General features: G+C 53.0%; 12 protein-coding genes. 5 read left to right on the top strand and 7 right to left on the bottom strand.

Going from position 1 to position 16,270, the window contains the following annotated elements:
- The first annotated feature begins 214 nt into the window (after positions 1-214).
- Complete coding sequence (gene mltF / locus RC73_RS00340) at positions 215-1,663, top strand: membrane-bound lytic murein transglycosylase MltF (protein ID WP_039032767.1); 1,449 nt, start codon at positions 215-217, stop codon at positions 1,661-1,663.
- 235 nt (positions 1,664-1,898) lie between these two features.
- Here mltF and tadA read toward each other — a convergent pair whose 3' ends face one another.
- Positions 1,899-2,411, bottom strand: a complete 513-nt coding sequence (tadA, locus tag RC73_RS00335; RefSeq protein WP_039032766.1) for a tRNA adenosine(34) deaminase TadA — start codon at positions 2,409-2,411, stop codon at positions 1,899-1,901.
- Between the two features lie 363 nt (positions 2,412-2,774).
- Positions 2,775-4,688 carry a TonB-dependent receptor domain-containing protein gene (locus RC73_RS00330; RefSeq protein WP_039032765.1) on the bottom strand — a complete coding sequence of 638 codons (1,914 nt, stop codon included), beginning with the start codon at positions 4,686-4,688 and terminating at the stop codon, positions 2,775-2,777.
- A gap of 234 nt (positions 4,689-4,922) precedes the next feature.
- Here RC73_RS00330 and RC73_RS00325 point away from each other — a divergent pair, with 234 nt between their 5' ends.
- Positions 4,923-5,993: an alpha/beta hydrolase gene (locus tag RC73_RS00325; RefSeq protein ID WP_052247893.1), complete on the top strand. Its 1,071-nt coding sequence runs from the start codon at positions 4,923-4,925 to the stop codon at positions 5,991-5,993.
- A gap of 562 nt (positions 5,994-6,555) precedes the next feature.
- On the top strand, positions 6,556-6,780 hold the full coding sequence (locus tag RC73_RS00320) for a hypothetical protein (RefSeq protein ID WP_039032764.1): 225 nt from the start codon (positions 6,556-6,558) through the stop codon (positions 6,778-6,780).
- Here the strand turns inward: RC73_RS00320 and RC73_RS00315 are convergent.
- Both RC73_RS00315 and RC73_RS00310 read right to left on the bottom strand, forming a co-directional pair.
- The gene (locus RC73_RS00315) at positions 6,774-7,700 is read right to left on the bottom strand and encodes a class I SAM-dependent methyltransferase (RefSeq protein WP_039032763.1); all 927 of its coding nucleotides are present in this window, start codon (positions 7,698-7,700) and stop codon (positions 6,774-6,776) included. The two genes, RC73_RS00320 and RC73_RS00315, sit on opposite strands and share 7 nt — an antisense overlap.
- Positions 7,701-7,727: 27 nt before the next feature.
- Positions 7,728-8,807 (bottom strand): AI-2E family transporter, encoded by a 1,080-nt coding sequence (locus tag RC73_RS00310; protein WP_039032762.1) that lies wholly within the window; start codon positions 8,805-8,807, stop codon positions 7,728-7,730.
- A gap of 67 nt (positions 8,808-8,874) precedes the next feature.
- Here RC73_RS00310 and folX point away from each other — a divergent pair, with 67 nt between their 5' ends.
- Both folX and RC73_RS00300 read left to right on the top strand, forming a co-directional pair.
- A complete protein-coding gene (folX, locus tag RC73_RS00305) occupies positions 8,875-9,243 on the top strand; it encodes a dihydroneopterin triphosphate 2'-epimerase (protein WP_039032879.1) in 369 nt (122 codons plus the stop codon).
- A 46-nt stretch (positions 9,244-9,289) separates the two neighbouring features.
- A complete protein-coding gene (locus RC73_RS00300; protein ID WP_039032761.1) occupies positions 9,290-10,183 on the top strand; it encodes a TIGR01777 family oxidoreductase in 894 nt (297 codons plus the stop codon).
- A gap of 90 nt (positions 10,184-10,273) precedes the next feature.
- Here the strand turns inward: RC73_RS00300 and RC73_RS00295 are convergent, their stop codons facing one another.
- The 3 genes from RC73_RS00295 to RC73_RS19755 all read right to left on the bottom strand — a co-directional run bounded on the left by RC73_RS00295 (position 10,274) and on the right by RC73_RS19755 (position 16,097).
- Positions 10,274-13,111 carry an ExeM/NucH family extracellular endonuclease gene (locus tag RC73_RS00295; RefSeq protein ID WP_039032760.1) on the bottom strand — a complete coding sequence of 946 codons (2,838 nt, stop codon included), beginning with the start codon at positions 13,109-13,111 and terminating at the stop codon, positions 10,274-10,276.
- A gap of 254 nt (positions 13,112-13,365) precedes the next feature.
- On the bottom strand, positions 13,366-13,884 hold the full coding sequence (locus RC73_RS00290) for a GDYXXLXY domain-containing protein (RefSeq protein WP_071475967.1): 519 nt from the start codon (positions 13,882-13,884) through the stop codon (positions 13,366-13,368).
- Positions 13,881-16,097, bottom strand: coding sequence for a DUF2157 domain-containing protein (locus RC73_RS19755; RefSeq protein WP_052247892.1), 2,217 nt, complete (start codon positions 16,095-16,097; stop codon positions 13,881-13,883). Before RC73_RS19755 ends, RC73_RS00290 begins: the two co-directional genes overlap by 4 nt.
- Between the last annotated feature and the right edge of the window lie 173 nt (positions 16,098-16,270).

Below are 16,270 nucleotides of genomic sequence, written 5' to 3'. Positions count from 1 at the left end.
ACCTCAGACTTTGCTCAAAACAGTGTTTCCTGTGATATAAAGTAATCCTATGGGGTAATATACCCTCCGGCGTAAAACCTCTGACTAAATCAACAGGAAACAGCGCTGAAAACCAATACACAATTCATTGAATTTGTTTACAAACATATCAGACATAAGGGATAAGCCCTATCCCGGCAGCAAACCACAGGCTAAAGGCTTTTACCGATAGATAATGAAACGAATTACCGCGACTCTCACCCTGATCATCTTGCTGGCCGGCTGCCGGCAACCTGTCGTGGATGAAGCTCAGGTAAGCCCGACGGTGAAAGAAATCAAAGAGCTCAGGGTGGGTACCCTTTATGGCCCACAAATATTTGTCTCCTCTACTCAAGGAAACACTGGGTTTGACTATGAGATGGCGGCGCGTTTTGCCGACTTTCTCGGCAAGCCGCTGGAAATGAAGCCCTACGGCAATATCAGTGAGCTTTACCAGGCGCTGAAGCAAAACGAAATTGATTTGATTGCCGCCGGGCTGTCGGATACCCGCAGTCGCAGACAGCAATTTCGCCTCGGACCGCCGCTTTATCGGGTCAATCAGGTGATGGTCTACCGCGCCGGCACTCCTGTTCCCAGAGATCTCAACGCCCTGGATGCGCCAGTCACTGTAATAGCCGACTCGTCGTTTGTGGAAACCCTCAACCGACTCAAGACAGATAATCCCAACCTGGAGTGGCAACAGGTCGCAGATAAAGATAATGAAGAGCTACTGAGCATGATAGCCAGCGGCGAACTCAGCTATACCATCTCTGACTCCACCAGCATCAATATCAATCGCCGTTTTATGCCTGAGCTGAGATCCGGCCAGGTACTGGAGCGCCAGCAGGCTGTAGTCTGGCTGTTGCCACCCAGAGGCAGCGATCAACTGATGAGCCAACTGCTGCGTTTCTGGCATCAGGAACAAAGAGATGGCACGCTGGAACACCTGGTGGAAAAGTACTTCGGCCATGTCAAACGTTTCGACTATGTCGACACCCGCGCCTTTATCCGTGCAGTGGACAGCAAGCTGCCCAAGTACCGCCATCTGTTTGAAACTTATGCCGGTGAACTCGACTGGCGCAAGCTGGCCGCCACCAGTTATCAGGAGTCGCACTGGAACCCCAGAGCCCGCTCACCGACCGGCGTGCGCGGTATGATGATGCTGACCCTGGCAACCGCCAAACAGTTGGGAGTGGAGAATCGCCTCGATCCCGAGCAGAGCATCCGTGGCGGTGCCCGCTATCTGAGCGACATTTTGGTACGCCTGCCTGAGTCTATTCCTGAGGAGGAGCGGATGTGGTTTGCCCTCGCCTCATATAACATAGGCTATGGCCATGTGGAGGATGCCCGTAAGCTGGCACAGGCCAGAGGCCTTAATCCCAGCGCCTGGAAAGATCTCAAGCAGGTATTACCCTTGCTGCAAAAGCGCAAATACTACCAGCACACCCGCTATGGCTATGCCAGAGGTAACGAGGCGGTGCACTATGTAGACAGTATCCGCCGTTACTACGACACCCTGGTGTGGATAGACAATCAAGCCAAGCAGGAAATGCTGGCTAAAGAACAGGCCCAGCAAGAAACCCAGGCTGAGGTGCAACGACAGAGCGAGGAAGCAACCGATCTCAGTGGCGCCCAGCCCGACTGAAAACCCTGCAGACCACTCATTTTCGCGTCAAACAGTCTGGCTATTATACACAACGCGCCATTTGGGGCTGGCGCAAGCTTAAATAAGCTGTTAGCTTGTCATTGCTGCAAAAAACTTACGAACACACCTTAAGGTAAGCTTATGAAAAGAAAGACTATTAATAATGCAATGGCCCGTCGTCGTAGCCTGGTTAAAACCCGTCACAAGCGTATTCTCAACCGTCACAAACTCTTCTTCAGTTTTCTGCAGCAGGCGGATTAAGCTTTCTTGCTTGCCTCAACGCTTTTTGCTCCTGTCTGCGGCGCCTGAAAAACGCACTCAACTGTTCGCTGCACTCCTGTTCCATCACCCCGCCGCTAACGGCCAACTTGTGATTGAACAGGGGATGACGCACCAGATCCAACACTGAACCAGCCGCGCCAGTTTTAAGATCGGCAGCCCCGTATACCAATCTCCCCACCCTGGCATGTACCATGGCACCAGCGCACATGGCGCAAGGCTCCAGCGTCACATAGAGGGTTGTATCCAACAGACGGTAGTTTTCCAGTTGACCGCCTGCCTGCCTGAGACAGAGAATTTCCGCGTGGGCACAGGGATCATTGGCGGCAATAGGTTGGTTCCAGCCGCAGGCAATAAGCTGGTCATCTTTAACCAACACAGCTCCGACCGGTACTTCACCGAGAGCTTCCGCCTTTTGCGCCATCTCCATGGCCAATTGCATCCAATGTAAATCGCGATTCTCTGTCATTCTATCTGTCCGTCGTCAATGCGGCGCCAGAGTATAATACGTTTCCTGCTATAAGTTTAAGCCTAACCTACTCACCCTTTTGTTGACTCTATAACGGCATCATTTTGAGCCAACTCAACAAAACACCTTGGTGAAATAAACATATGGCTGACAATCTCTCTTGAATTAGCTAAAAAACACCTATCCCTACCAGATCATATCCGTATGAATGAACAGCAAACCCGAATTCTTACCACAATGAGACCAGTACAAAGTAATTAACACCCAAGCAGCAAACTCATGTCCGCTTAAAGTTACAGCCGTAATATAATGGCTTTAACTAAAAGACCTGTGATAGTGAGTATCTTTTATAATTCAAGGTATTCAGAGGCTCAAACTGACACCGACAAAGAAGGCGCGCCCTTGCAGTATCATATCACTGTTGGTGTCTTCCTCTGCCGGTTGCTCATCGGTAAAGTTGGTAACCCCGGCACGTAGTTTCAGGTGATCGTTTAGCCGATAACTGCTGCCGATATCGAAGCGGCTGTAGCCATCCTGACGCACGGCACTGCTATCCAGATATGAACCGAAATAGTTACCGGCAACATACAGCTGCCAATCGTCGGTGAGATACCAATCCAGTTGCACATTGGCACTCTGGCGTGGGCGACCGGTGAGTTCACCGCCGTCACCTGTCTCGGTATCGAGATAACTGTAGTTTGCCTTGAGGCCGAGATCTGCTGTGATATCCACGCTGGCGGTCAACTCTACCCCTTGCAAAGTTACCTTGGACTCGTTGTAGTAAGTACGGGTTGGGCTGGAGCCATCCCAAGCCGAAACAGTGATCAGATCTTCCACCTTGTTATGAAACAGGGTTGCTGACAGCTCGTAGGAAGGCTGACTCCATAAGGCTGCCAGCTCATAGTTGACACTGGTTTCGGGCTCAAGATCCGTATTGCCCACTACAGTACAAGCGCCGCGGCAACTGACTGAAGAGAAAGTCGGAGATGATTCAAACAGTGCCGGCGCCCTGAATGCCGTGCCAACACCGCCTTTAAGCACCAGTGCATCAGAGGCACGGTAAACCAGATATGCCCTGGGGCTGAAATGGCTGCCGTACTTTTCGTTATCTTCGTAGCGGCCGCCGAGGGTCAGGGTGAAATCATCCAGGAAATCGAACTGATCCTGAATAAACAGCGAGTATTGTTCAACACTGTCACCACCGGTAAGCGGATATTGCACGGGATCGTCGACTTCAGTATCAAAGTACTCGGCGCCGACTGTCCAGTCCTGCTGCCACAGGTTAAAGAAGGCCGAGCCTCTGAAGGTAGTGTTTTTCTCTTCGATGTCGCGTCCCAAAGGGGGCTGCAGCGAATAGCGGCTGTTATAGTCGTAGATATCCGACTTTTCCAGGTTGGCCAAAAGCTCGGTGCCACCCCAGCTCCACTCGCCTCTGTGAGTCAGAGCAAAGGTGTTGCGCTCTATCTTCTGCTCGCGTTTTGAATTGGCAGCAAAAGTGGTCAAGGGCACCTTGTCATTATCGTATTGATAATCCAAGTCCAGCGATTGATTGTCTGCCAACTGCCAGGTGAGCGAGCCATAGAGCTTGCGGGTCTTGCGCTCTTCTATGGTGTCCTGATTCGGGGTCAGTTCGGGCATCAACCAGGCGTCCTGCTCGGCCACCTCTGCGGTGAACATCAGCCCCAGATTATCTGTGAGTTTGCCCGAGCCAAACAGGTTGGTACGACTGCGATCACCGCCTTCGCCGTCCTGCATCCAACTGTACTCGCTGTCGAGTACCAGTTGCCAGTCATCATCTGGCGCCTTGGTAATCACGTTGATGACCCCGCCAACCGCATCTGAACCATAGAGAGCCGACATGGGGCCGCGAACAATCTCCACTCGGGAGATGGCGTCGATGGGGATAGCGGTCAAGTCAAAGTTACCACCGCGCCACAGACCATTGGAAGAAGAAACCCGTTTGCCGTTGATCAACATCAATATATAGTCTTCATCCATACCACGGATATAGATGCTATTTCGGCCCGAGTCGTTGGTCACCACATTGACGCCGACACTGTTTCTCAGCACATCCCCCAGATCTTTGACCGGCATCAGCTTAATCGCTTCGGCATCGATCACCGAGATTGAGGCAGGTGCAGTACTGAGTTGCTGATCCTTGGCACTGGCGGTAACGACCATATGCTCCATTTCACCTTCATCTGCCTGGGTATAACCACTGACAGCCATGGCGATCAGGCTCAAGGTAAGCAGTTTACGGCACTTATCCAGTTTCATTCTATTCCCCCGATTATCGCGGCGACGATTGCGCCCTATAGCTTGTTGCTTTTGGGTAAATCCAGGTAAAGCCCCTGGTTCCATAGCGCGAAAAAGTAGCATAATTCTTACAACATAGGAATGATATTAGTTATCATTTACAATGTAATACGCGAATGTGAGACAGGCCACTCAAAAGCCCATCAGGGCTGAATTTCAAGCTGAAAATATCACCTTTACCGAGTAAATATTTCGATGAAAAAAACACTGTTTATCCCTCTGACGCTATTGTTCGGTATGCTGGTAGGCTGCAGCGCCCAAAGCCTGGACAAAGAAGGCGCCGGGAAAAAACAGCGATTGACGCTGAACTCCAACATATTAGGGGAATCGCGGGAAGTATTACTGCGCCTTCCCAAACACTGGGACGCCAGGCAGAGCAAGAGCTTTGCCCGTTATGTGATTCTGGATGCCGAGCAGCAGTTTGAGCATCTTGCGCCCATGCTGGATTATCTGGCTTCGGGGGTAAATCCTGCGATACCTGAAGGCGTCATAGTTGGCATCATCAACCGTAACCGTATTCGGGACTTCACTGCGGTGAAACTGGAAACACTACCCGGTGGTAGACCCGCAGGATCGCTTTATCAGCAATCGGGCAATGCCGGCGCTTTTCTCGACTTTCTCGACCAGGAACTTAACCCCTGGCTGAATGCCAGACTTGGGCAACCCGGCCCTACTGTGCTTATTGGTCACTCTTTTGGAGGCTTGTTGGCACTGGAGGCGCTGCGCCGACAACAGCCTATGTTCAATGCTTACCTGGTGCTGGATGCCAGTCTCTGGTACGACAGCCCAACTTATGCCGATGAGCTCGAGCAGGCACTCACTCAGGGCAAGCTAACAGGCAAGCCCCTGTACATGGCGATAAGTAACCAGGCCACCACCCCCGGACTTGGCCGCAATGACTACCACAAACAGCGAAATCTGGCGCTGGCCAAACATCTGTCGGCGCAGCCGTCTCAGCAACTTATATTTCACAGCGAGTTCTTCAGTGACGAAGATCATCACTCCCTGCCTCACATAGGTGTCTATCAAGGTATTCGCTGGCTGATGCACTCGCAACAGTTGGATATTTACGCCGAGGATTTCAGCGTGACGGAAGTGGTCAGTCGCTTCACGCACTTGAGCGAGAGCCAGGGAATTGAAATCAAGCCTCAGTATCATGCACTCAAAGGCTTGCTGCGCCAGACACAAAGACAAAAGCTTGCTCAACAGCAGCGGATATTGACCCAGCTTGTCGAGCATTATTACCCCGGCTCCACCCTCGAATGACTCATACGTAATTCAATGGCAACAAAAAAAGCGGCAACCCTGAGGTTGCCGCTTTTTCAAGATTTGAGCTGCCTGGCTGAGGCCTAATCCAAAAACGCTTCTTCGTCTTTCTCTACCGGAAGTGATTCAATCACTTCATCCTGCAGTTGGTAGTAAGCATCTTGGTACTCATGAATTTCCATAACAACTCCAGTCTATTCTGTAGGGTACAGGGCGTATCTTTTTCTTGGATTCCTGTTAAGTTCAGGTTCCGACGACACTTTATGCCCGATTCCGGCTTTTCGGAGCCTTAGGTGTTTCCCCTAAGGCGGTGCCAGTATAACAGGGCTAGAGAAGGAGTTACAGAAAACTTTCACTTTCGTTACCCCAAACTGGTAAAACCACCTTCAAAAGCTCAGATACCCACCAGTTATGTAGGAAGCACTGAAAGACTTTCAGTTTTTTATGCCCCTGGGTTTTGAGGCGAAATTTTTTAAACACATTGGGTCTAGCGGCGGGCGCTGCAACTGCTATAGCTTAAAGGAGGCCTCCCCGGCCCGTAAATCAGCAAGAGGACGACGCCATGAATCATATTGTCGACTTTGAAGCACGAACTCTCGCCACCCTGCTGGCCAGTGGCGATATATTGGGAATGCGCATGTTTATGGAAAGGATGCAGATGCCCTTGGATGTCCAGGACAGGCTACTGCATCAGGCATCCTGCTTGAGCAGTTTTGATGTCGAAGGCATAGCCGCCCTGTTGGAAGAAGGCGGCCAATCCCTGATCTCTGAACGGCTCGGTTATTGAGTGTTAGAGCCCGGTTCTCCCTCATAGCGATACAGCAACACCTTCAATGCCCTGTCAGGATCCCGGTCTGCAAAGGCCGGTGGGTTATCCAGCTGTTTAACAAACTCAAGTTCTGGTGCGGCGTCACTGACCTGGTTCTGTAAAAAAGCTCTGTCCAGCTCAGGTGCATTAAGACAAAGCAACAGCTCGGCCCCCGGGTTCAAGAGTTGCGGCAGATGACGCAGCAATCGCAGATAGTCTTTGGTTGCCACAAAGCTGCCCTTTTGATTGCTGGGCGGATCGACAATCAGCAAGTCATAGGGCCCGAGTTTTTTAAGTTTGCCCCAGGACTTGAAGATATCATGCCCCAGAAAGCGGGCACCGGCAGTAAGGCCATTGAGCAAATGGTTTTGCTTGCCGATGGCCAGCGCCCCTTTACTCATATCCATATTGACCACCTCATCGGCGCCGCCCTTGAGGGCCGCCACCGAGAACGCACAGGTATAGGCAAACAGATTCAATACTTTCCGCTGAGCACTGTTGGCCATCACCCACTCGCGGCCGTTTCGCATATCCAGAAATAAACCATGATTCTGGCCACGCAGCAGATGCAACTGATAACGGCAACCAAGCTCGCTGGCCAGATGTAGCTCGGGGATCTCGCCGGCAATGAGCTCGGTGCGGGTCTGCCCGGCGGCGCGGTATTGATAGACCAGATTCAGTGCCAATCCCAAAGCTTGCCAGCGTAATTGCAGACGCTCGGTAACCAAGGCCAGTTCTTCCGGCGTCAGGGGTTTAAAGGTGGTCAGCAACACCACAGGCTCAAACCAATCCAGGCATAAGTGCTCGGCGCCGGGATAACGGCCGCCGCGACCATGAAACAAACGGCCACACTCATCGCCTGGAGTCAGGTCGGTGATGGCTTCCAAAAATAACTGCATGAAATCCTCAACTTCTTATTTCTGCCTTTATTCGGCATCGGCTGCCGCTTCATTATCGGCATTTTCCCGCACGGCAATACTGGCCTCGTCCGAGAGCAAGATTGCCAACCAGTTGCCACTCTGGCTCGATTCCAGAGCTATCTTGACTATCATGGTAAGCGGCACGGACAGCAACATGCCGACCGAGCCCAGGAGCCAGCCCCAGAAGATCAACGACAGGAAAACCACCAGAGTAGATAACCCGAGGCCACGTCCCATAAATCTGGGCTCTACCAGATTGCCCATCACCATGTTGGTCGCCAGATACAGGGCGGCAACCCCACCGGCACCCGCGGTGCCCAGCTGCACAAAGGCCAGCAGTACGGCAGGAATGGCGGCGATGATAGAGCCGATATTGGGAATATAGTTAAACAAAAAGGCCACTACGCCCCAGAGCAGCGCATAATCCACCCCCATCAGTGCCAGACCGACACCGACAATAATACCGGTTGCCAGGCTGACCAGGGTCTTGATCACCATATATTGGTTCACCGAGTGCAAGAAACGCTCAATCTGGGACAAACGCATATCAGGGTCATCCAGCGCCAGATGCACCTTACGCGGCAAAGATTGTGCCTCAAACAGCATAAAGACTATGGTGAGCACTATCAGAAACAGGTTGGCCATCACATTGCCCACGCCGGAGAGCGTATTGGTGGTCAAAGACAAGGCCATGCCGGGGTCCAAATAGGTCAACACCTTGTCTTTGGAGATATGGATATTCAGCTCCTTGAGCTTGTCCAATATCCAGGCAAATTGCTCCACCAGCTGTGAGCGGTATTGCGGCAATTGCTGGGAAAACTCATTGATGGAACTGCCCACTACAGAAGCCAGCCAGAGCCCGAGCAACAAAATAATCGCCACCAGCACAAATACAGCCAGGGCGCGGGGCACGCGATAACGGCTCAAGGCATTGATCGCCGGGCTGCAGATAACCGCAATAAAAGCCGACAACACAAAGGGCACCACTATGGCGCTGGCGGCCTTAATTCCAGCCAGTACTATGACCAGGCAAGCCATGATAGCGAATCCTTTCAGCGCCATGGACGGACGGTAGGCTGATGACATAATTGAAATTCCTTGTTGTTCTCTGTCACAATCAGCCGTTGCATCAACAACAAAAAGTAGTGACATGATGAAACCCGAACTAGCTATTATACGCATTAAAAACCTGCGCCTGCGCACTTTTATCGGTATCAAGGAAGAGGAGATCAACAACCGTCAGGATGTGATCATCAATGTTTGCATCCATTACTGCGCCGACAAGGCGCGCAGGAGTGATGATATGGAGCACGCGCTCAATTATCGCACCATCACCAAGGCGATCATTAACCTGGTGGAGGACAACCGTTTCTCCTTGCTGGAGCACCTCACTGGTAAAGTGCTGGAAATAGCCAGCGAACATGAATGGGTAGAGTACGCCAGCGTTGAAATCGACAAGCCTCACGCCTTGAGGTACGCCGACTCGGTTTCACTGCAGCTGAACTACCGTAAACCGGCGTAAGCCAGTCTATACTCTGGAGAAACATTCAATAAGTCAGGGAGAAGGCATGAATATTTTGCTCACAGGTGCAACCGGATTTGTCGGTTCAGAACTGGCGCAGCGGCTGGCAAAACGTCATAGGCTGACTATTTTGAGCCGCAACCCCGCGGCGGCAGAGCAAAAGCTGGCGCTGGCACAGACCCGGTACATAGATTCGCTGCAAACACCAGGACTGCTTGAGGAGATAGATGCCATCATCAACCTCGCCGGTGAACCCATAGTTTCTAAACGCTGGAGCGATAAGCAGAAACAGCGGATCTGCCACAGCCGCTGGGACATCACAGAGCAGTTGGCTAGGCTTGTCCGCAACAGCCAAAAGAAACCCCAAGTTTTTCTCAGCGCCTCGGCGGTGGGTTTTTACGGCCGTCAGGGGCCGGAGCCCATAGACGAAAACGCCACGCCCCATGATGAGTTCAGCCACAGGGTCTGTGCCCAATGGGAGCAAAAAGCCCTGGCGGTTGCCGATCTCACTCGGGTCTGTATCTTTCGCATCGGCATAGTACTTGGCAAAGATGGCGGCGCCTTGGCCAAGATGCTGCCGGCCTTCAAACTGGGCCTGGGCGGCCCGATTGGCCATGGTCGTCAGGGAATGAGCTGGATCATGCGCGAAGACTTGCTGCGCCTTATTGAATTTCTGCTGGAAAATGAAGCCTGCCGCGGCATATACAATGCCACCGCGCCGCAGCCTGTCAGCAATCGCGACTTCAGCAAGGCTCTCGGCAAAGCGCTGCACCGCCCCGCTTGTCTGCCGGCACCGGCATTGGCCCTGCAACTGGCAATGGGTGAAATGTCGACCCTGCTGACCGAAGGCCAGTTTGTATTACCGGTTCATGCCCAGGCCGATGGTTTCGAATTCAACTACCCGGAAATCAACCACGCGATGAAGAACTTATTCGATTAGCACTGACAAGGACTAAGGTCAACGTATCCTCAACCTTTGAATTCACCAACAAAAACGCCCGCTGCTGCGGGCGTTTTTCATCTTAAGCGGTTAAAAGCTCAGGCTGGTGCTGGCCTTTTGTTTATCATTGTCGGTCACGGTCAAGGTCACTTCATTGGCACGACCGCCAATACGCATGGCAACCGGGCCGTTGAATCTTCGCCCATCGTTGAAGCGCCACTGCTGCTTTTTGATATAACCGTCAGGATCATAGCTCTCGGAGATAAACACCTGCAGCAACCAAAGATCCAGATGGCGGATAACCGCCACAGGCTCGGTCGGCTCAGGGGCTATCTCAACGGTCACCTCACGGCTGACACTGTGCTGGGCACCTTTGTCGTCAGTCACGGTCAAAGTGATGAGGTAGACGCCGCTTTGCTGGTATTCATGACTCACCTGCTCGCCAAAGGCTTGAGTACCATCCCCCAGATCCCACTCCTGGCTCACCAACTCACCGTCGCTATCACTCGACGTGCTAGAGAGCGCCACCGCAGCACCATTTTGCTGCACTGAAAACTCGGCAACCGGTGCCTGATTGGCCGCGGCAAAGTCCAGGGCGATGATCACAGGGTCGTGATCCGATGAACGGAAGGCATCGTTGCTGTAGAAACTTTGCAGTTGCTCCGGCGTCTTGAACTCAGTGTTATAGTCCAGCACTCTGGGTTCATCGGTATTGATATGCCAATCGGTAACATCACGAACATTGGTCAGCATGGCTTCATTGGCCAGTGCATGATCTAACTGTCCCGACTCACCTGAGAACACATAGGAGTATGCTGAAGGCTTACCAAGCTCGCCAAACAACTCGGCGTAACCGGCATTGGCCAGGGTTGTCAGTGGATCTTCCTTGGCATAGGCATTGAGATCCCCTATCACCAGTACCTTGTCACCCTGATATTCAGTCTGCAGGAACTGGCCTATCGCCATGGCAGCGCGGGTTCGGGTCAAATTACAGTTACCCTGGCCGTCGTTCATGTCGGGATCGCCCAGCGCATTACAATCACTGCCCTTGGACTTGAGGTGGTTGACCGCCACCACAAAGTTATCCTCACTGTCGTTGACGCTAAACTTCTGGGTCAGCATGGGACGGTTCTTGCCATCGTTGAACAGCACCTGACCATTGTCATCCAGCGCCGAATTACTGCTGTCCAGAATCGCCGCTACCCCTTCCGGGGTGACTCTGTCCTGACGATACAGAATACCGACGCTGATCTCATCGTTGCCAATGCGATTAACCTGTGGCGCCAGATAGCGATAGCTGTCAGTGCCAATGGCGTCGTTGAGACCGCGGGCCAGATCGGCAATTGCCGAGTTACTGTCGAAACCATCGTTCTCGATTTCCATCAAACCGAAGACATCGGCGTTAATGGTTTTCATCGCCGCGATTATCTTGGCTCGTTGGCGCTCAAACTCCGCTTGAGTATCGGCGCCACGGGAGGTGGGGAAACCGCCGCCCTGGCCATCGCCGTTAAAATAGTTGAGCACGTTGAAACTGGCAACTGTCAAGGCATCGAGACGATTCAACTCAGGCTCGGACGCTCTGGGATTGGCGGCAACAAAGTTGACGGTATCGACCGGCATCAAACGGTAAATACCAAAACCGTAATGCATCACCGCGGTGAGGTTTGTGACAGTATCACCGACTCTGAGCGGGTTAGCGGCGCTCAGACCCGGGGCCGGATAAATAACAGGATCCGGATTTTGTGCCGTCAGGCCATCGTCAAGCACTATGGAATCCAGGGCATTGGCTGCCGTAACCGCCAAGGCATCGGCGCCGGGATTGGCTACCTGAGTACCGATAAAGTGACGGCTTGAACCCAACAACACCTCACCATAACGGCCAAGGTTGTAGACTTCGTTTACCGTAAGATGCTGCTCAAAGCTGACCAGCATGCCTTCGAAGGCTTCAAGTGCACTGCTGTCATTGACCGGCAGGCTCACTCTGGCTGCACTCGGCAGAGGTTGTGATGTGGCACACAAGGCCTTGGCACTGACATTGGTCAGTTCGGTCAAGCCTTGATATTCAGTGACCTGAGCCCGCACCCGAATTCGGTCGCCTGCCTGATAACCACTGGCGCTATTGCCTGTGTACAGGAACACCCCTTCCGAGGTTAAAGGATCGGCATCCGCTTCGGCATCGGCCATCTGCAGGAACAATCCCTTGAGACCCGCTTCCTGGTTACTGGTGACTATTGCTTCCACTTCCAGGGTTTCACCAGCCAATGGACTGGCCTCGCCGCTACCCTGCAATGCATGAATGGGTGTAGCCGCATCGCCGCAAACCAGGGCGCCATTACCGGGATCTGTCGGCTCACCCGGCTCGCCGGCATTACCGCCAAAGGCCCCCAGATCGTCGATATTATCGATGGCAAAGCCGTCCCAACCACTGAGGTCGACCGCATCGAAGGGGTCGAGATCCGCACTCAAGTTGTCCAGCTTACGCCTTATGGTATTGTTTTGAGTGGAAACATCACCGCTGCCCCACTCGGAGCCTGGATCCACCCCAACCTGGCCCAGGCTGTCGACCACCTCACCATTACGGCTCAGCACCAGGGCATCATCACCGTTGAAGAAACTGGCGCTGCTGGTTTGCTGCGCCAACGCCAGGATTGCAGCGTCGGCATCATTGTCGGCCAATACATGAGTGCCACCGGCGGCCAGCATGCCGCTCAGGGCAATGCTGCTGCCTGCACTGCTACTGCCATTGAAGAAGATATCCAGCTGATACTGGCTGAGATCGACAGCTTGACTGCCGGTGTTAAAGAGCTCGATGGCCTTATTATTGCCTGAACCTTCAACGTATTCGGAAATGATCACTTGCTCACTCGCCTGAGCCTGGGCAGCAATACTGCCCACGGCCAGGGCAAGCAGACTTGCCTTGGTTAACATATTGACCCCTGAAATATATCCTGATTATAGTGATTTTCTTATTTATCAATAAGTAATGTTATTTCCACATCTCCGCATCCGGAGAAGCAGCCACTATAAAGGCCACAGGTTACAATCAAGTTGCAATATGTAAAATATTTATCAAACTTTAGTGTTAGTTAATTAGTCTTATCAATGAGTTAGCTTGGAGTAAACCGTAAAAAAACCTAAGTCACTCTAGTGGTCTAATGAACACGGCCTTACCACTCTTAGGTTCAAAGCGGTTTAAGTTGGCCGTCACGCAGGCCCACTAACATCAGCTCCCCGTCAGTGCCCAATCTAAGCTCGCCATAACGTCCCTGACTGAAATGCTCCGCCTGGCCCTCCTCAAAGAAAAAAGCCTGGCTCGCCAATTGCACATCTCCCTGACGGACTTTAAACGGCAAGCGTCTTTGCTGCTGCAACAAAGGAGCCTCTGGGTCACTCTCCAGCGCCACAAAAGCGGCGCGCTGCTGCTCATCGAGACTCACTCTGAGCCAGCCCTGCATATTGTCCTGAAACTGCCCTTTTGCGCGCAGCTCATTGGCCAATTGCCGGGCCAATTTATAGTCGAGTTGCATATAGTCCCCCTGCATCAGCGAACGGGGATCCACCGGGGCCAGCTCAAGTAAGATGGGCTCACCGTGCTGCCAGAGTTGCTCTTTCTGCCACACGGAAATGTTGATGACCAGCAAACAAAGCAGCCCCCACACGAGGCACAACCCCATGATTTTGGGCGTCAATTTGGGTTTCACCACTGCTCACCCCCATTCTGCGCCGCCAGCCACTCAGGCCTGTCGCTCAAAGGCTTCAGCGCAAACCAAAGCAGTAGCAGGCTCACGCCAAGCAGCATCAGCAGCAAGGATTTTTCCAACAAGGTTTGCTGCAACGAGTAATAGTAATAACCGCAGTAAACCGGCATCGCCAGTACCCCGAGCCAGAGCAGCAAGCGCTCGGCCAGCACAAAGCCGAAAACCGCCACCAATGCGCCGGCGATAAGCCCGGGGATCCACCAAAACCAAACCAAGGCCGACAGCAGTCCCAGTAGCAACAGCATCTGCGAACGCCCATCCAATTGATGCCGGATTGCGTTCATTCGACTGCCGAAAAGACGCCAAAGTTGCCACAGCAGCAAAGCTTCAAGTAACCATTGCGCGCCCTGCAACATAGCCGGGCTCATACCGGGATCCTTTAACTCCCAGACGCCTTCCAGCCAAACCAATTGCGGCGTTTGACAAAAGAGCAGTGCCAAGGTCATGGCCATGGCAAGGGAGCGCCAGCGAAGCGGCGCCTTGCCCCAGTCGGCCTCATGGCGCCAGAGCAGCACAAAGCCCAGTAGCAGTGCCGGCGTCACCAAGGGTAATAATAAAAGTGTCTGCAGCAGCGCAATCAAGGCCAATAATGCCAGCAGCGCGCAACTGGACCGGGTCAAATAAGGTGGCAGCAGATACCAATGAAGCGAGGCCGCCAGAGCCAGCATCAACCACCAGCGCCAGGAAGCCACTTCAAACAGCAGCTCATCAAAGGCGATGCCATAGAGCACCAAGGCGGCCACGGCAAAGCTCAAGGCAAACTGAGAGATAAACAGTCCACTTTGACCTCGGCTCAAACCAAAGGCCACTGCAGATGCCGCCAGCGCGAGGCTCAGCAGCAACCCAGGCTGAATATCGTCCAACAATAACGCCAGGCCGGTGCCGATGAAACCCAGCAAACAGATCCCGGCTAACCAGCCAAACAGGATAAGCATCGCCTTGAGATACCAGGGACTTTGCAACTCTGGAGTCTCTTGTGCCACATCCCCCGAGACAATGCCTGCCTGCTGCAGCCGTTGCCAGAAAAGGCTGTCCGCATTAGGGACGATTTGCTCATCCTCCCTAGGCTCTGTGTCGGCAGTCGCATCTTTGTGTTTTTGGGCCTGTTGCTCCGGTACCGCGGCCAGATAGTCAGCCTGCAAGCGCTTTAGCAGCAAGGCGGCGACTGAGGCACTGAGCAGCACGCAAAGCGTCATCAGGGCAAACAGCAGTACCACGGCATCACCGTCAAACACTTCAGACAGCAAGCGCAGCAACCAGAGATCAAACAGCGCTGCCGTGCTGAAAAGCCCGAGCGCCATGCCGTAGAGTTTACGCCTTGTGTGGTAGCCTCGTATCTGCGCCGCGGCAACCACCCCGTAGAGAACCACAGCAATAAACTGCTCTGCGCTCAAGGAGTCGAACAGTGTCCAACAACTCGCCAGCAACAAAAAGCCCCAACCGAGCAACCCGCTGGTTACCTCGCTGAGGGGGATGCCTTGCTTGTCTGTCAGCGCAAAACGAAGCAGGCATTGATGCAGCAGCCAATTAAGCGCAAACAGTGACCAAGGGATGGCGAGCCTGTCATCCCCCAGCAAGCTAAACAGGTCTGCAAACGGCAATGAGGTTATCTGCAATAACAAGTACAGGGTCAGGTTCAACAGCAAGATAAGCAGCAGATAACCGGCTTCCAGTTTCAAAAATACCACCCAGGGCAGAATAAGCAGTGCCCACACGGCAAACAACTGCCAGTTGTCGGCCTCTTGCTGATAGCTCTGGCCGATAAAGGCCAGCAAGACGCCGACAAACACACAGGCCACAAACAGGAGCCAGGGCAAAGCGGCTTGTGCCTTGTCGGCAAGGGGTGACTTTAACCATCGGCTCAATGCAAAGGCCAGCAACAAACAGCCCAGCAAACCGGTTTCCAATAACGCCAACTTGCCCATGCGCGGCAAAGCGGCCCAGTTGTAGGCAAAAAAGCAGATAAGCGCCGAAGCAAAACAGAGCGCAGCACACCCCAGCAGCAGAGGGTTAAAAAAGCTCAGACTCTGCTTGGCCCCTGGTGATGGCAGCAATCCCAAAGCTTTGCGCCACGCCGTCCCCGAGACAAGATGTTGCGAATGCCATAAATAGAGTCGCTGCTTGGCCTGGGCTCTGTGTTGTTGCAAAGCATCCATGAAATGACCTGCCCACTTTCCTTGAAAGAATTAGGTTCCTATATTTAATCACAAGATCAAACAGATCAGCACAGTTGTAGGCAGAGCCTGTGTGCCGACAGTTTCTATCCAGAGGAACATCGACACAATGACAATAAAGCGCCTGTCTAACCGTTGCCGCTTTTGCAGAACAC

The organism is Shewanella sp. ECSMB14102, from assembly GCF_000813075.1.
GTDB lineage: Bacteria > Pseudomonadota > Gammaproteobacteria > Enterobacterales > Shewanellaceae > Shewanella > Shewanella indica.
Note: the sequence above shows the minus strand (reverse complement) of the source record. Positions and strands in the feature narration are given on the sequence as shown.